At 69.8% G+C, this 23,811-nt stretch carries 22 protein-coding genes; 14 read left to right on the forward strand and 8 right to left on the reverse strand.

Annotated features, from left to right (window positions below):
* Positions 1-42 precede the first annotated feature (42 nt).
* A complete protein-coding gene (gene asnB / locus G6N60_RS17160) occupies positions 43-1,986 on the forward strand; it encodes an asparagine synthase (glutamine-hydrolyzing) (RefSeq protein ID WP_163739505.1) in 1,944 nt (647 codons plus the stop codon).
* Here the strand turns inward: asnB and G6N60_RS17165 are convergent, their stop codons facing one another.
* Positions 1,987-2,961, reverse strand: coding sequence for a carbohydrate kinase family protein (locus tag G6N60_RS17165; RefSeq protein ID WP_163739507.1), 975 nt, complete (start codon positions 2,959-2,961; stop codon positions 1,987-1,989).
* A 77-nt stretch (positions 2,962-3,038) separates the two neighbouring features.
* Between G6N60_RS17165 and G6N60_RS17170 the strand changes: the two genes are divergently transcribed.
* Positions 3,039-3,707: an Rv0361 family membrane protein gene (locus G6N60_RS17170; RefSeq protein ID WP_163739509.1), complete on the forward strand. Its 669-nt coding sequence runs from the start codon at positions 3,039-3,041 to the stop codon at positions 3,705-3,707.
* Between the two features lie 36 nt (positions 3,708-3,743).
* Here the strand turns inward: G6N60_RS17170 and G6N60_RS17175 are convergent, their stop codons facing one another.
* Both G6N60_RS17175 and G6N60_RS17180 read right to left on the reverse strand, forming a co-directional pair.
* Positions 3,744-4,109 (reverse strand): HesB/IscA family protein, encoded by a 366-nt coding sequence (locus G6N60_RS17175; protein ID WP_163739512.1) that lies wholly within the window; start codon positions 4,107-4,109, stop codon positions 3,744-3,746.
* Positions 4,110-4,184: 75 nt separating this feature from the next.
* Complete coding sequence (locus G6N60_RS17180; RefSeq protein ID WP_163739514.1) at positions 4,185-5,261, reverse strand: glycerate kinase family protein; 1,077 nt, start codon at positions 5,259-5,261, stop codon at positions 4,185-4,187.
* Between the two features lie 71 nt (positions 5,262-5,332).
* Here G6N60_RS17180 and G6N60_RS17185 point away from each other — a divergent pair, with 71 nt between their 5' ends.
* From G6N60_RS17185 to G6N60_RS17200, 4 genes are read left to right on the forward strand one after another with little or no spacing between them, the layout of a single operon-like run.
* Entirely contained in the window at positions 5,333-6,004 is a 672-nt protein-coding gene (locus G6N60_RS17185; RefSeq protein WP_163739516.1) for a DUF3043 domain-containing protein, read from the forward strand.
* 5 nt (positions 6,005-6,009) lie between these two features.
* Positions 6,010-6,540: a bifunctional adenosylcobinamide kinase/adenosylcobinamide-phosphate guanylyltransferase gene (locus tag G6N60_RS17190; RefSeq protein WP_163739518.1), complete on the forward strand. Its 531-nt coding sequence runs from the start codon at positions 6,010-6,012 to the stop codon at positions 6,538-6,540.
* Positions 6,537-7,604, forward strand: coding sequence for a nicotinate-nucleotide--dimethylbenzimidazole phosphoribosyltransferase (gene cobT / locus G6N60_RS17195; protein ID WP_163739520.1), 1,068 nt, complete (start codon positions 6,537-6,539; stop codon positions 7,602-7,604). The genes G6N60_RS17190 and cobT overlap by 4 nt, the downstream gene beginning before the upstream one ends.
* A complete protein-coding gene (locus G6N60_RS17200; RefSeq protein WP_163739522.1) occupies positions 7,601-8,323 on the forward strand; it encodes an adenosylcobinamide-GDP ribazoletransferase in 723 nt (240 codons plus the stop codon). The genes cobT and G6N60_RS17200 overlap by 4 nt, the downstream gene beginning before the upstream one ends.
* Here G6N60_RS17200 and G6N60_RS17205 read toward each other — a convergent pair.
* Both G6N60_RS17205 and gcvT read right to left on the reverse strand, forming a co-directional pair.
* Positions 8,320-9,426 (reverse strand): branched-chain amino acid aminotransferase, encoded by a 1,107-nt coding sequence (locus G6N60_RS17205; protein WP_163739524.1) that lies wholly within the window; start codon positions 9,424-9,426, stop codon positions 8,320-8,322. The genes G6N60_RS17200 and G6N60_RS17205 overlap by 4 nt on opposite strands.
* Positions 9,427-9,448: 22 nt before the next feature.
* On the reverse strand, positions 9,449-10,546 hold the full coding sequence (gene gcvT, locus G6N60_RS17210; protein ID WP_163739526.1) for a glycine cleavage system aminomethyltransferase GcvT: 1,098 nt from the start codon (positions 10,544-10,546) through the stop codon (positions 9,449-9,451).
* 38 nt (positions 10,547-10,584) lie between these two features.
* On the opposite strand from gcvT, the gene G6N60_RS17215 reads away from it, so the two are divergent.
* Positions 10,585-12,090 (forward strand): leucyl aminopeptidase, encoded by a 1,506-nt coding sequence (locus G6N60_RS17215; protein WP_163739528.1) that lies wholly within the window; start codon positions 10,585-10,587, stop codon positions 12,088-12,090.
* A 10-nt stretch (positions 12,091-12,100) separates the two neighbouring features.
* On the opposite strand, the gene G6N60_RS17220 is transcribed toward G6N60_RS17215, so the two are convergent.
* On the reverse strand, positions 12,101-12,439 hold the full coding sequence (locus tag G6N60_RS17220) for an oxidoreductase (RefSeq protein ID WP_163739530.1): 339 nt from the start codon (positions 12,437-12,439) through the stop codon (positions 12,101-12,103).
* Between the two features lie 144 nt (positions 12,440-12,583).
* On the opposite strand from G6N60_RS17220, the gene sucB reads away from it, so the two are divergent.
* The 5 genes from sucB to G6N60_RS17245 are packed head-to-tail and all read left to right on the forward strand — an operon-like array spanning position 12,584 to position 17,729.
* Positions 12,584-14,359 carry a 2-oxoglutarate dehydrogenase, E2 component, dihydrolipoamide succinyltransferase gene (sucB, locus tag G6N60_RS17225; protein ID WP_163739532.1) on the forward strand — a complete coding sequence of 592 codons (1,776 nt, stop codon included), beginning with the start codon at positions 12,584-12,586 and terminating at the stop codon, positions 14,357-14,359.
* Between the two features lie 4 nt (positions 14,360-14,363).
* Positions 14,364-15,299, forward strand: a complete 936-nt coding sequence (locus G6N60_RS17230; RefSeq protein WP_163739534.1) for a TIGR01777 family oxidoreductase — start codon at positions 14,364-14,366, stop codon at positions 15,297-15,299.
* A gap of 18 nt (positions 15,300-15,317) precedes the next feature.
* The gene (gene lipB / locus G6N60_RS17235; RefSeq protein ID WP_163739536.1) at positions 15,318-15,998 is read left to right on the forward strand and encodes a lipoyl(octanoyl) transferase LipB; all 681 of its coding nucleotides are present in this window, start codon (positions 15,318-15,320) and stop codon (positions 15,996-15,998) included.
* Between the two features lie 26 nt (positions 15,999-16,024).
* Positions 16,025-16,969 carry a lipoyl synthase gene (gene lipA / locus G6N60_RS17240; RefSeq protein WP_163744128.1) on the forward strand — a complete coding sequence of 315 codons (945 nt, stop codon included), beginning with the start codon at positions 16,025-16,027 and terminating at the stop codon, positions 16,967-16,969.
* 4 nt (positions 16,970-16,973) lie between these two features.
* Complete coding sequence (locus G6N60_RS17245; protein ID WP_163739539.1) at positions 16,974-17,729, forward strand: DUF4191 domain-containing protein; 756 nt, start codon at positions 16,974-16,976, stop codon at positions 17,727-17,729.
* A gap of 13 nt (positions 17,730-17,742) precedes the next feature.
* Here G6N60_RS17245 and G6N60_RS17250 read toward each other — a convergent pair whose 3' ends face one another.
* On the reverse strand, positions 17,743-18,237 hold the full coding sequence (locus G6N60_RS17250) for an RDD family protein (RefSeq protein WP_163739541.1): 495 nt from the start codon (positions 18,235-18,237) through the stop codon (positions 17,743-17,745).
* 127 nt (positions 18,238-18,364) lie between these two features.
* Here G6N60_RS17250 and glnA point away from each other — a divergent pair, with 127 nt between their 5' ends.
* Both glnA and G6N60_RS17260 read left to right on the forward strand, forming a co-directional pair.
* Entirely contained in the window at positions 18,365-19,801 is a 1,437-nt protein-coding gene (glnA, locus tag G6N60_RS17255; protein WP_163739543.1) for a type I glutamate--ammonia ligase, read from the forward strand.
* 253 nt (positions 19,802-20,054) lie between these two features.
* Positions 20,055-20,435 carry a CDGP domain-containing protein gene (locus tag G6N60_RS17260; protein ID WP_246240796.1) on the forward strand — a complete coding sequence of 127 codons (381 nt, stop codon included), beginning with the start codon at positions 20,055-20,057 and terminating at the stop codon, positions 20,433-20,435.
* 381 nt (positions 20,436-20,816) lie between these two features.
* Here G6N60_RS17260 and G6N60_RS17265 read toward each other — a convergent pair whose 3' ends face one another.
* The gene (locus G6N60_RS17265; protein WP_163739545.1) at positions 20,817-23,780 is read right to left on the reverse strand and encodes a bifunctional [glutamine synthetase] adenylyltransferase/[glutamine synthetase]-adenylyl-L-tyrosine phosphorylase; all 2,964 of its coding nucleotides are present in this window, start codon (positions 23,778-23,780) and stop codon (positions 20,817-20,819) included.
* Between the last annotated feature and the right edge of the window lie 31 nt (positions 23,781-23,811).

Genomic DNA, 23,811 nt, shown 5'->3' on the forward strand with positions numbered 1-23,811 from the left:
TGTCGGTCCGGTGACGTCCTCCGCATTGGGCATACTGGCGCGGTGTGCGGACTGCTGGCCTACCTACGCAACCCGTCCGCCGACTCGTCTGCCGAGCTGGTGGACGCGGTGTCCGGAGCCACCCATCTGATGCGGCACCGGGGTCCCGACGAGCCGGGGACCTGGGCTGACGACGACACCCACGCCGACGTCGTCTTCGGCTTCAACCGCCTGTCGATCATCGACATCGCCCACAGCCACCAACCGCTGAGCTGGGGCCCGCCCGAACAACCCAACCGCTACCAGTTGGTCTTCAACGGCGAGATCTACAACTACCTCGAGCTACGCGAGGAGCTGACGGCGCGCCATGGCGCCGAGTTCGCCACCGACGGTGACGGCGAAGCGATCGTGGCGGGCTTCCACCACTGGGGCGTCGACGTCCTGCACCGGCTGCGCGGCATGTTCGCGTTCGCGCTGTGGGACACCGAGGAGCGCGAGTTGTTCTGCGCGCGCGACCCGTTCGGCATCAAGCCCCTCTTCGTGGCGACGGGTCCGGGCGGGACGGTCTTCGGCAGCGAGAAGAAGTGCCTCCTGGACCTCGCCCGGGAAGCCGGCGTCGACCTGGGCATCGACGAACGCGCGGTGCAGCACTACACCGTCCTGCAGTACGTGCCGGAGCCCGAGACGCTGCACCGCGGCATTCGCCGGCTGGAATCCGGCAGCTATGCCCGCACCAGGCCGGGCGGGCAGCCGGAGGTCACGCGGTACTTCGTGCCGCGGTTCGCCGCGGTGCCGTTCGCGGCGGGCTCCGAGCAGGCCCGCTACGACGAGATCACCGCCGTCCTGGAGGACTCGGTCGCCAAGCACATGCGCGCCGACGTCACGGTGGGCGCATTCCTGTCCGGGGGCATCGACTCGACGGCCATCGCGGCGCTGGCGATGCGACACAACCCCCGCCTCATCACGTTCACCACGGGCTTCGAGCGGGAGGGCTTCTCCGAGGTCGACGTCGCCGAGGCGTCGGCGGAGGCGATCGGCGCCCGCCACGTCACGAAGGTGGTCAGCCAGGCCGAGTTCGTGGCGGCGCTGCCCGAAATCGTCTGGTACTTGGACGAACCCGTCGCCGACCCCGCTCTGGTTCCGCTGTTCTTCATCGCCCGCGAAGCGCGCAAGCACGTCAAGGTGGTGTTGTCCGGCGAGGGTGCCGACGAGTTGTTCGGCGGGTACACCATCTATCGAGAACCGTTGTCGCTCAAGGCCTTCGACTACGTGCCGGGGCCGTTGCGACGCTCGCTGGGCAAGGCGTCGCGGCCGCTGCCCGAGGGCGTGCGCGGCAAGAGCCTGCTGCACCGCGGTTCGTTGACGCTGCAGGAGCGCTACTACGGGAACGCCAGGAGTTTCTCCGACGCCCAGCTGCGCGCGGTGCTGCCGGGCTTTCGGCCGGAGTGGACCCACACCGACGTGACGGCGCCGCTGTACGCCGAGTCGCAGGGCTGGGATCCGGTCGCGCGCATGCAGCACGTCGACCTGTTCACGTGGCTACGCGGGGACATCCTGGTCAAGGCCGACAAGATGACGATGGCCAACTCGCTGGAGTTGCGCGTGCCGTTCCTGGACCCCGAGGTGTTCGCGGTGGCGTCCAGGCTGCCCTTCGATCAGAAGATCACCAGGGCCACCACGAAGTACGCGCTGCGTCGCGCGCTGGAGCCGATCGTCCCCGCCCACGTACTCAACCGCGCGAAACTCGGCTTCCCCGTGCCGATTCGGCACTGGTTGCGCTCCGGCGAGCTGCTCGACTGGGCCTACGCGACGGTGGCGGCGTCACACGCCGACCATCTGGTCGACCTCGTCGAGGTGCGACGGCTGCTCGACGAGCACCGCACCGGAGCGGCCGACCACAGCCGCCGGCTGTGGACGGTGCTCATCTTCATGCTGTGGCACGCGATCTTCGTCGAGCACACCGTGGTGCCGCAGATCGCCGAGCCGACGTACCCCGTCCAGCTGTAGCTAGTTCAGCGCGGCGGCGATCTCCGTCGCGGCGTCGGCTCCGTAGGCCTCCGAGATCCGCGTGATGGCGCTGTCGCGGTCCCAGCTCCACTCCTGTGGGCCGGGCGCCTCGAGCACCAGCACGGCGACCAGGGAGGCCAGCTGTGCCGAACGTTCGAGGCTCAGCCCGGCGGAGCGGCCCGTGAGGAAACCCGCGCGGAAGGCGTCGCCGATGCCGGTCGGGTCGGCCTGATGCGTCTCGGGCACGACGTCGACGTGCACGCTAGTGCCGTCGGCCGACACCAGGTCGACGCCCTTGGGGCCCAGCGTCGTGACGCGCAGCCCGATCTGACTCATCACCTCGGCCTCGGTCCAGCCCGACTTCTGCAGCAGCAAATCCCACTCGTAGTCGTTGGTGAACAGGTAGGTGGCGCCGTCGATGAGCTTGCGGATCTCCTCACCGGACAGGCGGGCCAGCTGCTGCGACGGGTCGGCGGCGAAGGGCAGTCCCAGCGCCCGGCATTCCTCGGTGTGCAGGAACATCGCCTCGGGGTCGTTGGCGCCGACGATGACCAGATCGACGTTCTCGGTCCGCGAGGCGACGTCGGCGAGCGCGATGTTGCGCGACTCCGACATCGCTCCCGGGTAGAACGAGGCGATCTGGGCCATGTCCTCGTCGGTGGTGCAGACGAAGCGGGCGGTGTAGGCCGAGTCCGAGATGAGGACGCCGTCGCAGTTCACGCCGTGGGAGGTGAGCCAGCCGCGGTAGTCGTCGAAGTCCTTGCCCGCGGCGCCGACCAGCGCTACGTCGCCACCGAGGACGCCGATCGCGAACGCCATGTTCCCGGCGACACCACCGCGGTGCACGACGAGGTCGTCGACCAGAAAGCTCAGCGACACCTTCTGCAGGTGATCGGCCAGCAACTGTTCGGAGAACTTGCCGGGGAACTTCATCAGATGGTCGGTCGCGATGGAACCGGTCACCACAATCGTCACGAAGCGTCACCCTTCAAATTATTTAAACCGTCTACGTAAGACTAACCCGCAGGTCGGTGCGCTAGCCTAACAACGTCATGGCCGGACCAATCCCGTACCCCGAGTCCCCCCGCCCGGAATCGTCGTCCCAGCAGCCCTTTCCGCCACCCGGGATGCCGCCTGCCGGGATGCCGCAGCAGGGGCCCATGCCCTACCCGGGACACGTCCCGTCGGCCTACCCGGGCGCGCTGCCGCCGCCGGTCAACTATCCCCCGCCACCGCGCCGACGCCGTCTGCTGGTCGGCGGTCTCGGCGCGCTGGTCGTCGTCCTGGCGATCGCTCTCGTCGTATCCATCGTGATGGCCACCAAGCGCGGCGACGCCGGGCCTCCCGCGTTGTCGAACGCCTCGGCCACCACTGCGATTCAGGGGTATCTCGACGCGCTGACGAAGGGCGATGACGAGACGGTCGCCCGCAACAATTCGTGTGGGTTCTACGACGTCGTCACCGACCGCGAGACGGACATGACGCTCGCCAAGCTCGGCAGCGACGCGTTCCGCCGACAGTACGAGAAGGCGACCGTGGCCACGATCGACAAGATCGTGACGTGGTCGCAGTATCAGTACCAGGTGCTCTTCACGATGCGAGCCACCCCGGCGGGTCGCAGCCAGGGCTCGGTGCAGCGGCAGGGCATCGCCCAACTCCTGGTCCAGGACGGCACGATCCTGGTGTGCTCGTACCTGCCCCGCAACACCGGCCAGTTCTAGCCGCGGGTCACGCGGCGCGAACTGGCCGGGTTCGACTCAGTTGAACGAGTCGCCGCAGGCGCAGGAACCGCCGGCGTTGGGGTTGTCGATGGTGAAGCCGGTCTTCTCGATGCTGTCGACGAAGTCGATCGTCGCGCCCTGCAGGTAGGGGGCGCTCATGCGGTCGACGGTCAGCGTGACGCCGTTGAAGTCGACGTTGAGGTCGCCGTCGAGCGTGCGGTCGTCGAAGGCCAGCTCGTAGCGAAGTCCCGCGCAGCCGCCGGGCTGGACCGCGATGCGCAGGTTCAGATCGTCCCGACCCTCCTGGTCCAGCAGGGACTTGGCCTTCGCCGCGGCGGCGTCGGTGAGGATGGCTCCGTGAGCTGCGGTAGTCGTGGTGGTCGACTCGTCCTGAACAGTCATTCCTTCTCCCTAGTGCCAATCTTCGTCGAGGGGATCGTCGAGCGTTGGTGATGTCAACGGTACCCTGCCGGACCGCTATTCCCGACCCGTGGCGGCGTGCCATCGGGCCGCCGTCTGCAGGGCGAGGCCGTTGAGCTGGTGCGCGGCGTCCTCGATCGCCAGTCGAACCGAGCCGGCGAAGTCGGTGATCGAGTGGGCAGCGGTGATGCCTGCGGCGTGCAGGGCCGCGTCGTCGAGGGTGACCTGGCCCGCCAGCACCACCACCGGGGTGCCCGCGGCCCAGGCGGCCAGCGCGCTGACGACCTTGCCGTGCAGCGACTGGTCGTCGAACCGGCCCTCTCCGGTGACGATCACGTCGGCGTGGGCGACGTCGCCCGCCAACCCGGTGTGGTCGGCGATGACGGCCGCCCCCGATTCGCGACGGCCACCCAGCGCCAGCAACGCCGCCCCGAGGCCCCCGGCAGCGCCGGCCCCCGGTGCGGTCCTGACGTCGCGGCCGGTCGCCGCCTCCAGCGTGGCGGCCCATTCGGTCAGGCGCGTCTCGAGCAGCTCGACGGTGGCGGGATCGGCGCCCTTCTGCGGCCCGAACACGTGCGCCGCGCCGCGCGGGCCGAGCAGCGGATGCTCGACGTCGGTGGCCGCGATGAGCTCGACCGGAGCCAGCCGGGCGGCGGCCGCCGCCACCCCGCCGAGTGCGTCGACGAGGCCGCGGCCACCGTCGGTGCAGGCGCTGCCGCCCAACCCGACCACGATGCGGGTGGCGCCCGCGGACAGGGCGGCATCGACGAGTTGGCCGACTCCCCGGCTGTGGGCGTCGACGGCGGTGCGCAGGGTCGGCGGTCCTCCGAGCAGAGCCAGTCCACACGCCTGGGCGCATTCGACGTACGCGGTACCCGACGCCGCGTCGAGGACCCAGTGGGCGTTCACCTCGTCGGCGAGCGGTCCGCTCGTCGTGGCGCATCGTCGTTCGCCGAGCCGGCTGGCCAGCACGTCGACGAAGCCGGGGCCGCCGTCGGATTGGGGGGCGAGGGTGAGCTCGTCGGCGGGCCTGCCACGCGCCCATCCGTCGGCGATGGCCTCGGCCGCCTCGACGGCGGTCAGGCTGTCGCCGAAGCAGTCGGGGGCGATCAGCACGCGCAGCGCCTCGCTCATTGGCCAACGGTAGGTCCGTGGGGCCGGAGGTGCATGTCGGGCCGTACCGAAACGGAAGTAACCTGGCAGGCGTGAATCTGCTGGGTCGCAAGAAGGACAACTCCCCACCGGAGGCGGGCAACGGCTCCACGGTCGCCGAGGTGTCCGCCGGCGAACCGTCGGTCAGCCGTGTCACGGCTCCCAAGGGCAGGCCCACCCCCAAGCGCAACCAGCCGCGCGCCCGCGGTCCGGTGGCCCCCGCGCCGATGACGTCCGCTGAGGCGCGCAAGCGCAAGAAGGCGGTCAGGCAGTCGTTGACCAAGGAGGAGCGCAAGGCCGACAAGGTCACGCGCCGCGCCGAGATGGCCGAACGCCGCGAGAAGATGATGTCGGGCAACGACGCCTACCTACTCCCCCGCGACAAGGGCCCGGTGCGCAAGTACGTCCGCGACCTGGTCGACGCGCGGCGCAGTCTGCTCGGGCTGTTCATGCCCGCCGCGCTGGTCCTGGTGTTCGTCATGCTCACCCTGCCGACCGTGCAGATCCAGTACTACGTGCAGTTCGTGATGCTCGCCCTGGTCGTCGTCATGGTCGGCGACGGACTGCTGATCGGTCGCCGGGTCACCAAGGCCGTCGACGCGAAGTTCCCCGACCACACCGAGAGCGGGTGGAAGCTCGGGTTCTACGCGGCCAGTCGGGCGTCTCAGCTGCGCCGCATGCGGGCCCCGCGCCCACAGGTCGAGCGCGGCGCCACGGTCGCCTGACTCGGGTGCGCGTCCTCGCGCTCGGCGGCATCCGCTCCGGCAAATCGCAGTGGGCCGAGGCGGACATCGCCCGGTCCGCGGGCCCCGACGGGTCCGTCCGCTACGTGGCCACCGGCGCCGTCTCCGCGGAACCCGAGTGGGCGGAGCGGGTCGCCGCCCACCGCCTGCGCCGACCCGCCTACTGGTCGACGATCGAAAGTGCCGACGTGCCAACGCAATTGCGCGACGAACCGGGTGCACCCACCCTGGTCGACGACGTCGGCGGCTGGCTCGTCGCCGCCATGGACCGCCGCGGCGCCTGGACCGACGGGCGGATCACCGGCGACGTCGACGAACTGGTGGCCGCGGTCGACGCGTTCCACGGTCCGCTGGCCCTGGTCAGCCCGGAAGTCGGGTTGACCGTGGTGCCCGCGACACGATCCGGTCGGCGTTTCGCCGATGAACTGGGATCACTCAACCAACGGCTCGCGGCGGTGTGCGACCGCGTCGTACTCGTGGTGGCCGGTCAACCGCTGACGGTCAAGGAGTCACTGTGACGGACGCTGAACCCACCCTCGAGCCCAGCTCGGACGTCCCCGCGCTCGACGCGGCGGCGCAGGAGGCCGCCCGCGCGCGGCAGGGCCGGTTGACCAAGCCGCCCGGCGCGCTGGGTCGACTCGAGGAGCTGTCCATCTGGGTGGCGGCCTGCCAGGGCGAGTGCCCGCCACGCCAATTCGTCCGCCCACGGGTTGTCGTGTTCGCCGGTGATCACGGCGTGACGGCGGCGGGCGTGTCCGCGTTCCCCTCCGAAGTCACCGGACAGATGGTGGCGAACTTCGACGCGGGCGGCGCGGCGATCAACGTGCTCGCCGGACTCGCCGGGGCGACGGTGCGCGTGGTCGACATCGCGGTCGACTCCGCCGAGCCGCTGTCCGAGGCCATCGGCGCCCACCGGGTGCGGCGCGGCAGCGGGAACATCGCCGTCGAGGACGCGCTGACCGACGACGAGGCGACGGCCGCCGTGGCCGCGGGCCGGGCGATCGCCGACGAGGAGGTCGACGGTGGTGCCGACCTGCTGATCGCCGGTGACATGGGTATCGGAAACACCACGCCCGCAACGACATTGATCGCCGCCCTGACGTCATCGGAGCCCGTCGCGGTGGTGGGTCGCGGCACCGGGGTGGACGACGCGGGGTGGGCCCGCAAGACCGCCGCCATCCGGGATGCCCTCTTCCGGGCCCGCGACGTGACGTCGGATCCCGTTGCGCTGCTTCGGGTCTGCGGCGGCGCCGACCTCGCCGCGATGGCCGGCTTCCTCGCCCAGGCCGCGGTGCGCCGCACGCCGGTGCTGCTGGACGGCGTCGTGGTCACCGCGGCCGCGCTGGTCGCCGCTCGACTCTCCCCCGGCGCGTCGCAATGGTGGCAGGCCGGCCACCGCTCGACCGAACCCGCGCACAGCCTCGCGCTCGCGCACCTCGGCTTGGAGCCGATCGTCGACCTGGGCATGCGCCTCGGCGAGGGCACCGGCGCTGCGGTGGCACTGCCCGTGCTGCGCGCCGCCGTCGCGACGCTGGCGTCGATGGCCACCTTCGACGAGGCCAACGTCACCGATTCACCGTGATCGGTTCGCTCGCATCGGCTTTCGCGTTCGCCACCGTGCTACCGGTGCGCACCGACCACCCCTTCGGCAGGGGTGCCCTCACCGCGCTCCCCGTGGTCGGGGTGGTCCTCGGCGCGGTGGCGGCCGCGGCGGCCTGGGCGGCGACACAGGCGTTCGGCCCCGGGCTGCTGACGGGCCTGGCGGCGGTGGCCGTGCTCCTGCTGACCACCCGCGGCCTGCACGTCGACGGCTTCGCCGACACCGTGGACGGCCTGGGGTGTTACGGCCCGCCCGAGCGGGCGCTCCAGGTCATGCGCGACGGGACGGCGGGACCGTTCGGCGTGGCGGCGATCGTCGTGACGGTCGCAGTGCAGGGTGCGGCGTTCACGCTGCTGGATCCGCTGGCGATCGTGGTGGCCGTGACGACGGGCCGCGTCGCGGTGGTGCTGGCCTGCCGTCGCTCGGTGCCGGCCGCACCGGGTAGCACCCTCGGCGCCCTGGTGGCCGGCACGCAACCCCGGTGGGTCGGTGCCGCCTGGGCCGTCGCACTGGCCGCGGTTGCGACACTGGCCACCGGACGACCCTGGCAGGGCCCGGTGGCGGTGGCGGTCGCGCTCGTGGTCACCGTCGGACTGGTGGCGCACTGCGTGCGACGGTTCGGCGGCATCACCGGTGACGTGCTCGGCGCGTGCGTCGAGGTGGCGACGACGATCGGCGCCCTCGGCCTGGCCGTCCGTTAGCCGAGGCGCGTCATCCAGTCGTGGGTGTCGGCGAACTTGCCGCGCTGGATCCCGGTGAGGGTGTCGCGCAGGGCCATCGTGACCTCCCCCGGCTGACCGTCGGCGATGGTGAACTCGCCGTCGCCGGACTTCACGTGCGACACCGGCGTGATGACCGCGGCGGTCCCGCACGCGAACACCTCGGTGATCTCCCCCGCGGCGGCCTTCTTCTGCCACTCGTCGACGTCGATCTTGCGCTCCTCGACGGAGAAGCCTGCGTCGGTTGCCAAGTGCAGCAACGAATCTCGCGTGATCCCGGGCAGCAGCGAGCCGCTGAGCTCGGGGGTCACCAGCCGGGCCGCACCCCCGCTGCCGAAGACGAAGAACAGGTTCATCCCGCCCATCTCCTCGACGTAGCGGCGCTCGATGGCGTCGAGCCACACGACCTGGTCACACCCGTGCTCGGCCGCCTCGGCCTGGGCCAGCAGCGACGCGGCGTAGTTGCCGCCGAACTTGGCCGCACCGGTGCCGCCGGGGCTGGCCCGCACGTACTCCGTCGACAGCCACACCGAGACCGGCTTGATGCCGCCCTTGAAGTAGGCACCCGCGGGCGACGCGATCACCAGGTAGCGGTACTCGATCGCGGGCCGCACGCCCAGACCCGGCTCGGTGGCGAAGATGAACGGCCGCAGGTAGAGCGACTGTTCGCCGCCCGCCGCGGGCACCCAGTCACCGTCGACGGCGATGAGCTGCCGCAGCGATTCCAGGAACAGCTCGTCGGGGAGTTCGGGGATGGCCAGTCGACGCGCCGACGTCCGCAGCCGCGCCGCGTTGGCCTCCGGGCGGAACGACACGATCGAGCCGTCGAGCCAGCGGTAGGCCTTCAGCCCCTCGAAGACCTCCTGCGCGTAGTGCAGCACGATCGCCGACGGGTCGAGTTCGATGGGACCGTAGGGGACGACCTTCGCGTCGTGCCAGCCGCGGCCGTCGGTGTAGTCGATCGACACCATGTGGTCGGTGTGGAAGCGCCCGAACCCGGGGTCGGACAGGATGCCGGCACGTACCTCGTCGCTCGCCGGACTCGAAGAGCGGGCAAGCGTGAACTCGAGGGGGCCGTCAGTCATGGGCCGATTGTATAACCCATGACTACCGAGTTTTGGCCGCCACGAACGGCGGTGTCACGACCTCGCATTCGAGCGAACGTCCCCGTACGTCCACCGCGACGCGCTTCCCGTCGGTGACGCCCGCGTCGGCGTCGACGAGCGCCAGCGCGATGCCGAGTTTCAATGTCGGAGAAAAGGTTCCCGACGTCGTGACGCCGATCTCGCGGTCACCGTCGAGCACGGTCATGTCGGCGCGCAGCACCCCGCGCCCGACCGCCTTCAGGCCACGCAGCAACCGGCGCGGCCCGGCCTCCTTCTCTGCCAGCAGTGCGTCGCGGCCCCAGAAGGCGTCCTTCTTCCAGCCGATCGCCCACCCGCAGCGGGCCTGTAGCGGCGAGATCTCCGGCGACAGTTCGTGACCGTGCAGCGGGTAGCCCATCTCGGTGCGCAGCGTGTCGCGGGCGCCGAGTCCGGCGGGCTCCCCGCCCGCGGCCCGGACCGCCTCGACCAGGGCGTCGAACACCACCCCGGCGCGATCCCAGTCCGGCAGCAATTCGAAGCCCTGCTCGCCGGTGTAGCCGGTGCGACACACGCGGACGGGCACGCCGTCGAACTCCGCGTCGGCGTAGCCCATGTAGTCCATGTCGGTCGGCAGGCCCAGTGCGCGGAGCACGTCGGTGGACCTGGGCCCCTGCACCGCGAGCACGGCGTAGGACCGGTGCTCGTCGGTGACGGTCACGCCGTCCGGCGCGTTGGCCTGCAACGCGGCGACCACGGCGGCGGTGTTGGCCGCGTTCGGCACCAGGAACACCTCGTCGTCGGAGACGTAGTAGGCGATCAGGTCGTCGATGACGCCGCCAGAGTCGTTGCAGCACAACGTGTATTGCGCCTTGCCGGGTCCGATGCGGCGCAGGTCGTTCGTCAGTGCGGCGTTCACGTACTCCGCGGCGCCCGGCCCCTTCACCAGAGCCTTGCCGAGATGGCTGACGTCGAAGAGGCCGACGGCGGTGCGCGTGGCGTTGTGCTCGGTCACGGTGCCCGCGTAGGACACCGGCATGAGCCATCCCCCGAATTCGGCGAAGCTCGCCCCCAATTGACGGTGGCGATCCTCCAACGGGCCCTTCAGCAGGTTCTCACTCACAGCGAGCCAGCGTAGTGCCCCCGGCTAGGGTGAACTGCGTGAGCACCGCACCTGGCTACCAGTCCCCCACCGTCACCGTCTCGGCCTCGCTACCCAAGCGCGCCGGCGGATCGGTACTGATCGTTCCCGTCGCGACGGGTGACGACGACCAGGCCAGGGTGGTCGCCAATCCATTCCTCGACGCCGCGGCGGTCGGCGAGATCGAGGGGGCCCTCAAGGCGCTCGGCGCCAAGGGTGGCGCCGATCAGACGACGCGGGCGGTAGCCGCGTCGCTGCCGTTCGCCAGCGTGCTGGCGGTCGGCCTCGGCAAGGCCCGCGAGGAGTGGTCGCAGGAGGCGGTTCGCCGCGCGGCCGGCGTCGCGGCCCGCGCGCTGAGCGGCACGGAGAGCGTCGTCACCACGCTCTCGGAGCTCGACGTGGCCGCGGCCGTGGAGGGTCTGATCCTGGGCTCCTACCGGTTCGCCGACTTCCGCAGCACCAAGACCGCGCCCAAGGATGCGCCCCTGGCCAAGATCACGGCACTGGCCACCGCCAAGTCCGCGAAGACCGAGGCCGTCCGCGGGACCGACGTCGCCACCGCGGTCGCCACCGCCCGCGATCTCGTCAACACTCCTCCGAGTCACCTGTTCCCCGACGAATTCGCGAAGCGCGCAAGGGCTCTCGGCGAGTCGGTCGGACTGCGGGTGGAGATCCTCGACGAGAAGGGGCTCGAGAAGGGCGGCTACGGCGGCATCGTCGGCGTCGGCAAGGGGTCCTCACGGCCACCGCGACTGGTCCGCCTGACCCACGCGGGCGGTTCGCGAAAGAGCAAGAAGGTGGCGCTCATCGGCAAGGGCATCACGTTCGACACCGGTGGCATCTCCATCAAGCCCGCGGCCAACATGCATCACATGACGTCCGACATGGGCGGCGCGGCGGCCGTCATCGCGACCGTCGTCCTGGCCGCCAAGCAGCAGTTGCCGATCGACGTCGTCGCCACGGTGCCGATGGCGGAGAACATGCCGTCGGCCACCGCGCAGCGGCCCGGTGACGTGCTGACGCAGTACGGCGGCATCACCGTCGAGGTGCTCAACACCGACGCCGAGGGCCGACTCATCCTCGCCGACGCGATCGTGCGGGCGTGCGAGGACGACCCCGACTACCTGATCGAGACCTCGACGCTGACCGGCGCGCAAACCGTGGCACTCGGCAGCCGCACCCCCGGCGTGATGGGGAGCGACGCGTTCCGCGACCGGGTCGCCACGACGTCGCAGGCGATCGGCGAGAACGCGTGGGCGATGCCGCTGCCCGACGAACTGAAGGACGACTTGAAGTCGACGGTCGCCGACCTGGCCAACGTCAGCGGGTCGCGCTACGCGGGCATGCTGGTGGCGGGGGTGTTCCTGCGCGAGTTCGTCGCCGACGGCGTGCAGTGGGCCCACATCGACGTCGCCGCACCGGCCTACAACACCGGCGGGCCGTGGGGTTACACCGGCAAGGGTGGTACCGGCGTACCGGTTCGCACGATGTTCGCCGTGCTCGAGGACATCGCCAAGAACGGCTGACGCCGGGGACTCAGAGCTCGCGCCGGCGTTCGCGGTCGCGCTTGATGCGCTCGCGGGCATCGTGATCGCGCATGCGCTGGGGGTAGCCAACCTTCTGGACGTCGTAGACCGGGATGCCGAGCTGAGCGTTGAGCCGACGCGCGCCCTTCTCGCCACCGGTGCGCCGACGGGTCCACTCGCCGTCGGCGGCGACCAGCACGACGGTCAGTTCGGTGACGGTCGTCTTGGGTTCGACGAAGGCCTCGACGCCATGGTGCTCGGCGACCCACCGGCGCAGGTACTCCACGTCGGCGGAGGGATCGCGGCCGTCGGCGCGGCGTCGCTGACGAAACGTGTCGAACAGTCCCAACGCAATCCCTCTCTCCTCGGCCTCCTTCAATGGTGCCAGAGCACCAAGTGGACCGGTCTGCGGCGACCGGTGGCCACGGACGTGACAGGATGGGTGCCGAGCATTTCGGCCCGATACGAGCGACCGTTCGAGGAGTCAACGCACATGGCCATCACCGTCCAGATGCCCGCACTCGGTGAGAGCGTCACCGAGGGGACCGTCACGCGATGGCTGAAGCAGGAAGGCGACACCGTCGAGGTCGACGAGCCCTTGCTCGAGGTGTCCACCGACAAGGTCGACACCGAGATCCCCTCTCCCGCCGCGGGCGTCCTGACGAAGATCATCGCGAACGAGGACGACACCGTCGAGGTCGGCGGCGACCTCGGAACCATCGGTGACGCGGGCGAGGGTGGCGACGAAAGTGCTTCTGGCGGCGGCGAAGCCGAGGCGGCACCCGAACCGGAACCCAAACCCGAACCGGAACCCGAGCCCGCTGCGAAGGAGGAGCCCGCCGCATCCAGCCAGCCGGCCGCGTCCTCCGGTGGCGGGGAGTCGACGTCGGTCGTGATGCCCGAGCTGGGCGAGTCGGTCACCGAGGGCACCGTCACGCGCTGGCTCAAGAAGGTCGGCGACACGGTCGAGGTGGACGAGCCACTGGTCGAGGTCTCCACCGACAAGGTCGACACCGAGATCCCCTCGCCCGTCGCGGGCACCCTGCTGTCGATCACCGCCGACGAGGACGACACCGTCGCCGTGGGTGGCGAGCTGGCCAAGATCGGTGCGGAGGGCGCGGCGCCCTCGCAGTCGGCCCCCGAGCCGGAGCCCGAACCCGAACCAGAGCCGGAGCCCGAACCCGAGCCAGAGCCGGAACCCGCGCCGAAGGCCGAAGAGCCCAAGCCCGAACCGAAGCCCGAACCCAAGCCGGAGCCCAAGCCCGAACCGAAGCCCGAACCCCAGCCAGAGCCCGCACCGGCTGCGGCCGCTCCGTCGGGTGACGGCAGTCCGTACGTGACGCCGCTGGTGCGCAAGCTGGCCTCGGAGAACGGCGTCGATCTGGGGTCGGTCAAGGGCACCGGCGTCGGGGGACGCATCCGCAAGCAGGACGTGCTGGCGGCCGCGGAGGCCAACAAGGCGCCCGCTGCGCCCCCCGCTGCGGCCGAGGCGCCGGCAGCGGCCGCCCCGTCGAAGGCGCCCGCGCCGGCGCCCGCACTGGCGCACCTGCGTGGCACCACCCAGAAGGCCAACCGGATCCGCCAGATCACGGCCAAGAAGACGCGCGAATCCCTGCAGACCACAGCGCAATTGACGCAAACCCATGAGGTCGACCTGACCAAGATCGTGGCGCTGCGCGCCCGCGCCAAGGCGACGTTCCAGGAACGCGAGGGCGTCAACCTGACCTTCCTGCCGTTCTTCGCGGTCGCCGTCATCGACGCCCTCAAGGCGCACCCGAACGTCAACGCCAGCTACGACGAGGACTCCAAGCAGATCACCTACTACGACGCCGAGCACCTCGGCTTCGCGGTCGACACCGAACAGGGTCTGCTGTCCCCCGTCGTCCACAACGCCGGTGACCTGTCCCTCGGCGGGCTGGCCAGGGCGATCGCCGACATCGCGGCCCGCGCCCGGTCGGGCAACCTCAAGCCCGACGAACTGTCCGGGGGCACGTTCACCATCACCAACATCGGCAGCCAGGGCGCGCTCTTCGACACCCCCATCCTGGTGCCACCGCAGGCGGCGATGCTGGGTACGGGCGCGATCGTCAAGCGCCCGCGCGTGGTGGTCGACGAGAACGGCAACGAGTCGATCGGCGTGCGCTCGGTCTGCTACCTGCCGCTGACCTACGACCACCGACTCATCGACGGCGCCGACGCCGGTCGCTTCCTGACCACCATCAAGCGTCGCCTCGAAGAAGGAGCGTTCGAGGCCGACCTCGGACTCTGACGACGTGGCCAACGGAGTCGGGCCGTCGGCCTCGGGTCGTGCCGTCATCGCGATAGCCGGTTCCTCGGGACTGATCGGTTCGGCGTTGACGTCGGTGCTGCGCTCGGCCGACCATCGCGTGCTGCGACTGGTGCGGCGCGCGCCGGCCGCCGCCGACGAGGTGTTCTGGAATCCCGACACCGGCGAGTTCGACGCGGCCGCGCTGCGCGGTGCCGACGCCGTGATCAACCTGTGCGGCGTCAACGTTGCGGGCAAGCGCTGGTCCGGCGCCTTCAAGCAGAGCCTGCGCGACAGCCGAATCGGCCCGACCGAGGTGCTGTCCCGGTGCGTCGTGGAAGCCGGGGTGCCGGTGCTGATCAACTCCAGCGCGGTCGGCTACTACGGCGACGGGCGCGACCGGGTGCTCGACGAGTCGGCGCCGGCCGGCCACGGCTTCCTCGCCACGCTGTGCCAGGACTGGGAGGCGGCGACCCACACCGCCAGCAGCGCCGGCGTACGGGTCGTGCTCGTCCGCACCGGGCTGGTGCTGTCCCCGCGCGGCGGGTTGTTCGGCCGACTGAAACCAATCTTCTCGCTGGGCCTGGGCGCCCGGCTGGGCAGCGGACGGCAGTACATGCCGTGGATCAGCATGGAGGACGAGGTACGGGCGTTGCTGTTCGCGATCGGCCACGACGATCTCGCCGGCCCGCTGAACGCGACGGGTCCCGCGCCGGTCACCAATGCCGAATTCACCGCGGCGCTCGGCCGGGCCCTCAACCGGCCGACGCCACTGCCGGCCCCCGCCTTCGCCATTCGCGCGCTGCTCGGCGAATTCGCCGACGAGGGTCTGCTCATCGGGCAGCGCGCCATACCGTCGGCGCTGGAGCGGGCGGGTTTCGAGTTCCACCACAACACCATCGGCGAGGCGCTGGCCTACGTCTCCGCTCCCGCGGGCGCCTGACCGCGTAGCGTCGACGTCATGGCGGCAGCATCGGTCCGGTCGAGCAATACGGCGGTCGACGTGCGCCGACTGGGCTCGCTGGACTATCGCGACGCCTGGCAACTGCAACGCGAACTGGCCGACGCCAGGGTCGCCGGCGGTCGCGACACGCTCCTGCTCCTCGAACACCCCGACGTCTACACCGCGGGCAAGCGCACCGAACCGCACGAGCGTCCGGTCGCCTCGAGCACGCCCGTCGTCGACACCGACCGCGGCGGCAAGATCACGTGGCACGGCCCCGGCCAACTCGTCGGCTACCCCATCATCGGCCTGGCCGAACCCCTCGACGTGGTGAAATTCGTTCGCCGACTTGAGGATTCGTTGATCGCGGTGTGCGCGGCGTTCGGGCTGACCACCGGGCGGGTCGAGGGGCGTTCGGGGGTGTGGGTCCCGTCCGACGCCGGCAGGCCCGCGCGCAAGGTCGCCGCGATCGGCATCAGGGTGGCGCGGGCGACGACGCTGCACGGCTTCGCACTCAACTGCGACTGCGACCTCTCGGCGTACCAATCGATCGTGCCGTGCGGCATCTCCGACGCCGGTGTCACGTCTCTGACGGCCGAACTGGGGCGACGGATCACGGTCGACGACGTCGCCGACGCCGTGGGGCGGGCCGTCCTCGACTCCCTCGACGGCCGACCGGCGCTAGCATTGACCCAGTGAGCATCGAGCCTTCCGAGATCGCCAAGCTGCCCGTGTCGCCCAGCGGCCGCAAGCTGCTGCGGCTGGAGGTCCGCAACGCCGAGACGCCGATCGAGCGCAAGCCGCCGTGGATCAAGACCAAGCTGAAGATGGGTCCGGAGTACACGGAGCTCAAGAAGCTCGTCCGGCGCGAGGGCCTGCACACCGTCTGCGAGGAAGCGGGCTGCCCCAACATCTACGAGTGCTGGGAGGACCGCGAGGCCACGTTCCTCATCGGCGGCGAACAGTGCACCCGTCGGTGCGACTTCTGCCAGATCGACACCGGCAAGCCCGCAGAGCTGGATCGCGACGAGCCCCGCCGCGTCGCCGAGAGCGTGCAGGCGATGGGGTTGCGCTACTCCACGGTCACGGGCGTCGCCCGCGACGACCTGCCCGACGGCGGCGCGTGGCTGTACGCCGAAACGGTGCGCCAGATCAAGGAACTCAACCCCAACACCGGTGTCGAGCTGCTGATCCCCGACTTCAACGCGATCCCCGAACAGCTCGAGACGGTCTTCGAGACGCGGCCGGAAGTGTTGGCGCACAACGTCGAAACCGTGCCGCGCATCTTCAAGCGCATCCGACCGGCGTTCCGCTACGACCGCAGCCTGGCCGTGATCACCGCGGCGCGCGACTACGGGTTGGTCACCAAGAGCAACCTCATCCTCGGCATGGGCGAGACGCCCGACGAGGTGCGCACGGCCCTGCGGGATCTGCGCGACGCGGGGTGCGACATCATCACCATCACCCAGTACCTACGGCCCACCGTGCGGCACCATCCGGTCGATCGGTGGGTCAGGCCCGAGGAGTTCGTGGAGCACGCCCGCTTCGCCGAGGAACTCGGGTTCCCCGGCGTGCTGGCCGGGCCGCTGGTGCGCTCGTCCTATCGGGCCGGAAAGTTGTACGCCCAGGCGGCACAGCTGCGGAATCCCAGCGGCCCACCCGTATCCTGATCCCATGGCGAAGACTCGCAACACGGGTGCGGACAAGGCCGCCAAGGCCGAGGCAAAGGCTGCGCGCAAGGCTGCCTCCAAGGAGCGCCGGAGTCAGCTCTGGCAGGCGTTCCAGATCCAGCGCAAGGAGGACACCCGACTCCTGCCGTACATGATCGGCGCCTTCGTGCTGATCGTCGCGGTCGCGGTCGTCGTCGCCGTGCTCAGCGGCAGCGCGTTCACCGCGGTCATGGTCATCCTGCTCGGCATCGTGCTCGGCGCCCTCGTCGCCTTCATCATCTTCGGGCGTCGGGCGCAGAAGTCGGTGTACCGCAAGGCCGAGGGCCAGAGCGGCGCCGCGGCGTGGGCCCTGGAGAACCTCAGGGGCAAGTGGCGGGTCACCCCCGGGGTCGCTGCGACCGGACACTTCGACGCCGTGCACCGCGTGATCGGCAGGCCCGGCGTGATCTTCGTCGGCGAGGGCTCGGCCACCCGCGTCAAGCCGCTGCTGGCGCAGGAGAAGAAGCGCACCGCCCGGCTGATCGGCGACGTCCCGATCTATGACTTCGTCGTCGGCAACGGCGAGGGCGAGGTGCCACTGGCGAAGCTCGAACGACACCTGACCAAGCTGCCCGCCAACATCACGGCCAAGCAGATGGACGGGTTGGAGTCGCGGCTGGCTGCGCTGGGATCGCGCATCGGCCCCTCCGCGATGCCGAAGGGTCCGCTGCCCGCCGGCGCCAAGGTGCGCGGCATGCAGCGGAGCGCACGCCGCAAGTAGGGCAGGCGCGACCTCAGCGCCGCACGATGGCCGTGCCGGTCAACCGGTCCTGAAAGCCGCGCCCGTCGGCGTCGGTGAATAGCGCCGGCACGACGAACGCGACGAGCAACCCGCGGCAGAGCGCCCGGCCGAGGCCGACGTGCACCCGATGATCGACCGACGTCACCCGCAGCCCGAGCGCGTATTGCCCCGGCGTGAACCCGAACAGCCGGACCGAGGCGACGCCGAGCAGCAGCCAGACGCCCATGATCGCGGTCGAGCCGATCTGCGATCCGAAGAACTTCTCGGAGCTGACGACGCCGACCGTGACAGCCAGACTGGCCAGCCCGTAAGCGATGAACCAATCGATCAGTAGCGCGACGATGCGGCGGCCCACGCCGACGAGCGAGCCCGCGCCGGCGGCGGGCAAACCGAGACGCTGGCCGGGAAAGTCGTTGGGCCCCTGGGTGGCGTCGCCGGCCTCCGAGGGCGGCGGGCCGGACAGCCAGGAACCGAAGGTACGCGCCATGTATTCAGCATAGGTTGGGCGTTCGAGACACAGACTGCGTAACGTCGGCGCAACATGCGTTTGACCGCAGCGCAATGTGTTGTACCTAGCGTAACCGGCGGATTACCACCAAGAAGGAGACTACGCAGTGGCAGAAAAGACCGCGGACGACATCTTCAAGCTGATCAAGGACCAGAGCGTCGAGTACGTCGACATTCGATTCTGCGATCTGCCCGGTGTGGTTCAGCACTTCTCGATCCCGGCCTCGGCCTTCGACGAGAGCGTCTTCGAGGACGGCCTCGCGTTCGACGGTTCGTCCGTCCGCGGTTTCCAGTCGATCCACGAGTCCGACATGATGCTGTTGCCGGATCCCGAGACCGCGCGCATCGACCCGTTCCGGCACGCCAAGACACTCAACCTCCAGTTCTTCGTGCACGACCCGTTCACCCGCGAGGCGTACTCGCGCGATCCCCGCAACGTGGCCCGCAAGGCCGAGAACTACCTCGCCAGCACCGGCATCGCCGACACCGCGTACTTCGGCGCCGAGGCCGAGTTCTACATCTTCGACTCAGTGACCTTCGACTCCAAGATCAACGGCACCTTCTACGAGGTCGACTCCGAGTCGGGCTGGTGGAACACCGGCGAACCGTTCGAGTCGGACGGCAGCCCCAACCTGGGCTACAAGGTCCGCCAGAAGGGTGGCTACTTCCCCGTCGCGCCGTACGACCACTACGTCGACCTGCGCGACGAGATGGCGACCAACCTGCAGAACGCGGGCTTCACGCTCGAGCGCGGCCACCACGAGGTCGGCACCGCTGGCCAGGCCGAGATCAACTACAAGTTCAACACGCTGCTGGCGGCCGCGGACGACGTGCTGCTGTTCAAGTACATCATCAAGAACACCGCGTGGAAGAACGGCAAGACCGTCACCTTCATGCCGAAGCCGCTGTTCGGTGACAACGGCTCGGGCATGCACGCCCACCAGTCGCTGTGGAAGGACGGCAAGCCGCTGTTCCACGACGAGTCGGGGTATGCCGGGCTGTCCGACCTGGCCCGCCACTACATCGGCGGCATCCTGCACCACGCGCCGTCGCTGCTGGCGTTCACCAACCCGACGGTCAACTCCTACAAGCGTCTGGTGCCGGGCTACGAGGCCCCGATCAACCTGGTCTACAGCCAGCGCAACCGGTCGGCGTGCGTGCGCATCCCGATCACCGGCAACAACCCGAAGGCCAAGCGCCTCGAGTTCCGCTGCCCCGACAGCTCCGGCAACCCGTACCTGGCGTTCGCGGCGATGCTGATGGCCGGCATCGACGGCATCAAGAAGAAGATCGAGCCGTTGGCGCCCGTCGACAAGGACCTCTACGAGCTGCCTCCGGACGAGGCCGCCAACATCCCGCAGGCGCCGACGTCGCTGTCGGCGGTGATCGACCGTCTCGAGGAGGATCACGAATACCTCACCGAGGGCGGCGTGTTCACCGAGGACCTGATCGACACCTGGATCTCGTACAAGCGCGAGAACGAGATCATGCCGATTCAGATCCGTCCGCACCCCTACGAGTTCTCGCTGTACTACGACGTGTAAGTCGGCCACACAGCACCCGGGTCCACCCGTCCGGCGTTTCGCCGGGCGGGTGGACTCGTTCGTACCCGGCTTGGGAGACCGCTAAGCCCGAACGTGGCGCTCTCGCGGGCTAGTTCCTCGGCCGTCTGCGTATGCACCACTGGTAACACCAGCAACGTACTTATCACCTGTGTCATGCGTCATCGTCATTATTTGCCAGACCACCTAGCTGTCGTTATATTCCCTGCTAGGGGGGATAAACATGAAGAAAAGAATGGTCTTTGCCGTCTCGATGGCGGCTATCGCGGGGATGGCTTGGGCTCCGCAGGCAAACGCCGATGTACATCCCGGCTGTCAGAATGATCGCTGGGGATTTCTGGGCCTACAGACGCGCAGTATCTGCGACGGGCCTAAGCAGGCAGACGGCAGTTGGGTGCGTTTTCGGATGGTGTGGGTGCCGGCGCATCAAGTCCCGATCAGTACCAGCTGCGACGAATACAGCTGTTCCACCAGCGGCGGTTATTGGCAGGACGAGCAGGTCTTCGAGAAGGTGAAGTATCCCGTCACCCCGGACACGGTGGTGCCGGGTGAACCCGACTGGCTGCCGCCTACGTACACCGACGCAGGTGGATTCACACCGGTGAACTTCAACTAACCGGGAGTAGCGGACCTCTTGGCTCGCGTCGCTCGCTGCGCCCCGACGGATGAATCATCAGTCGACACAACCGATTTGGCGGCCGTCGTCAACAGATGTTGACGCCCTACAGTCCGTTGTCAGTACCGGACCGCCCACACCCGTCAGCTGCGGGGCCACGTCCGCGGCGATACCCCGCGCGCATGCGTCAACAGATGATGACGCGCGTCGGCCAACGGCGGCAGCGATGCCGCGCGCGAAGATCGCCAGTCGGCGCACCCTAGTTGGCGGGTGTCGTCAACAAATGTTGACGCCTCGCGCTCCGTTGTCAGTGCCGGAGCCGCCCACACGCGTCAGCTGCGGGGCCACGTCCGGGCGGAAGCGCTGAGTTCGTCTGCCGCCCTAGCTTCCGAACACCCTGAGCACCACGCCCTTCGCGCGGCGGGTCACCCGGAGGTAGTTGTCGAGGAATTCACCACCGTCGCCGTTGCGCCAGCCCGCGGCGACCGCGACGGCATTGAGCTGGCGGCCGGGCCCCGGTAGCTGATCGGTCGGCTTGCCGCGCACCAGCACCAGCGCATTGCGGGCCCGCGTGGCCGTCAGCCACGCCTGCCGCAGCAGGTCGACGTCGCCCTCGGCGATCAGCTCGGCCGCTCCGATGGCGTTGAGCGTGTCCAGCGTCGAGGTGCTGTGCAGTGCTGGGATCTGGTGGGCGTACCGGAGTTGCAGCAACTGGACGGTCCACTCGACGTCGGCGAGGCCGCCGCGGCCCAGCTTGGTGTGGGTGTTGGGGTCCGCGCCGCGAGGTAGCCGCTCGGCATCGATACGGGCCTTGAGCCGCCGGATCTCGAACACCGCGTCGGTCGACACGCCGCCCGGCGGGTACCGCACCCGGTCCACCATCAGCAGGAACCGCAGGCCGAGGTCGTCGTCGCCGGCGACGCGGTGCGCGCGCAGCAGCGCCTGCACCTCCCAGGTCTGGGCGAAGCGCGTGTAGTAGGCCTCATACGAGGCGAGCGTGCGTACCAGCGGGCCGGATCTGCCCTCCGGCCGCAGGTTGGCGTCCACGTCGAGCGGCGGATCGGCACTCGGCGAACCGAGGACCTTGCGCACCTGCTCGGCAATCGTCACCGACCACTTCACGGCCACGGATTCCTCTGCGCCACCGAGGGGTTCGCACACGAATAGGACGTCGGCATCGGAGCCGTAGCCCAACTCGCCGCCGCCGAGCCTGCCCATTCCGATCACCGCGATGCGGGCCGGCGGACCGCCCTCGGGGGTGTTCGCGCGGATGACGACGTCGAGGGCGGCCTGCAGGACGGCGACCCACACCGAGGTCAGCGCCGCGCAGACGTCGGTGACCTCGAGCATGCCGAGCAGGTCGGCCGAGGCCACCCGCGCCAGCTCCCGACGGCGCAGCGTCCTGGCCGCGGCGATGGCGCGGGCCGGCTCCTCCTGCCGCGACGCCGCCGCGATCAGCGCACGGGCCAACCCGTCCGGCTCGACCTCGAGGAGCTTCGGTCCCTTCGGCCCGTCGGCGTACTGCTGAATCACCTCGGGGGCACGCATCAGCAGTTCCGGCACGAACGCCGACGTGCCGAGCACGTGCATCAAGCGCTTCGCGACGGCGCCCTCGTCGCGCAGCGACGCCAGGAACCACCGCTGGTCGGCGAGGTGGTCGCTGAGCCGCCGGTAGGACAGCAGCCCGGCATCGGGGTCCGGCGTGTCCGACAGCCAGTCCAGCAACGTCGGCAACAGCACCTGCTGGACGCGGCCGCGCCTCCCGCTGCTCCCGGTCAGCGCGGCGAGGTGGGTGAGCGCGCTCTGCGGACCCTCGTAACCCAGTGCGGCGAGCTGACGTTCGGCGGCCTCGGGTGACATCGACGCCGAGAACTCGACGGTCTGGCCCTCCACGGATTCGAGCAACGGTTGATAGAACAGCTTGGCGTGCAAACGCGAGACGCGCAGGCTCTGGCGCTTGAGTTCCTCCCGCAGGACGCCCAGCGCATCGTGCTGACCGTCGGGTCGCATGTGCGCGGCGCGGGCCAGCCACCGCAGCCCCTCCTCGTCATCCGGCTCGGGCAGCAGGTGGGTGCGCTTGAGCCGCTGCAGCTGCAGGCGGTGCTCGAGCAGTCGCAGGAATTCATAGGACGCCGTGAGATTGGCCGCGTCGTCGCGACCCACGTAGCCACCCTCGCCCAAAGCGGCGAGCGCGTCGACGGTCGACGCGACGTGCAACGCGTCGTCGGTGCGGCCGTGCACCAGCTGCAGCAGCTGGACCGCGAACTCGACGTCGCGCAGCCCCCCGGTCCCCAACTTCAGCTCGCGGGCCCGCACCCCGGCGGGCACGAGCTGCTCGACGCGGCGGCGCATCGACTGCACTTCGGAGACGAAGTCCTCGCGTTCGCAGGCCGTCCACACCATCGGCATCAAGGCCGCCACGTACTGCGCGCCCAGCTCGGCGTCCCCGGCGGCCGGGCGGGCCTTCAGCAACGCCTGGAACTCCCAGGTCTTGGCCCACCGCTCGTAGTAGGCCACGTGAGAGGCCAACGTGCGCACCAGTTCTCCGCTTTTGCCCTCGGGCCGCAGGGCAGCGTCGACTTCGAAGAAGGCCTCTCCGGCGAACCGCATCATCTCACCGGCCACCCTGGTGGTGACGGAATCGGCCTTCTCGCCGACGAAGATGACGTCGACGTCGCTCACGTAATTCAGTTCGCGCGCGCCGCACTTGCCCATCGCGATCACTGCGAGTCGGGGTCCCGGCGCTCCCGGCTTGTGGTCCTTGCACACCGACCTGGTGGCGACGACGAGCGCGGCGCCCAAGGCGGCATCGGCCAGATCGGCGAGGTGCGCACCGACCGTGGGGAACGGCAGCACCGGCTCGTTCTCGACCGTGGGGGCCAGGTCCAACCCCGCCAGCACCAGCAGGCGGTCGCGGTACAGGATGCGGAAATCGCTTGTGCTGGAAGACTTCTCAGCGAGGCTGGCGAACGTCTCGCGCAGCTCGGCGGCCGTCGGCAGGACCACGCGGCCCGCCAGCAGATGCCAGGACCGGGGGTTCGCGACGAGGTGGTCCCCCAGCGCCAGCGACGAGCCGAGCACGCCGAACAGCCGACCGCGCAACCCGCGGTCCTTGACCAGGGCCCGATTGAGCTCGTCCCAGCCGTCGCCGAGAGCGTCGGCCAGCCGCACCATGGTGCGCAGCGCGACGTCGGCGTCGGGGGCCCGCGACAGCGACCACAGCAGCTCGACGTAGGCGTCGGTGTTCCAGCCCAACCGGTCGAGGTCGGCGCGGGCGGGCGGTTCGATCAGTCCCAGCCTGCCCACGCTGGGCAGCGTGGGTCGCTGCGTCGCGGGTTTCGGCACGCCCCGAAGATAGCGCAGCCGGTAGGGCGTT

It is taken from the genome of Mycolicibacterium madagascariense, from assembly GCF_010729665.1.
GTDB classification, from domain to species: domain Bacteria; phylum Actinomycetota; class Actinomycetes; order Mycobacteriales; family Mycobacteriaceae; genus Mycobacterium; species Mycobacterium madagascariense.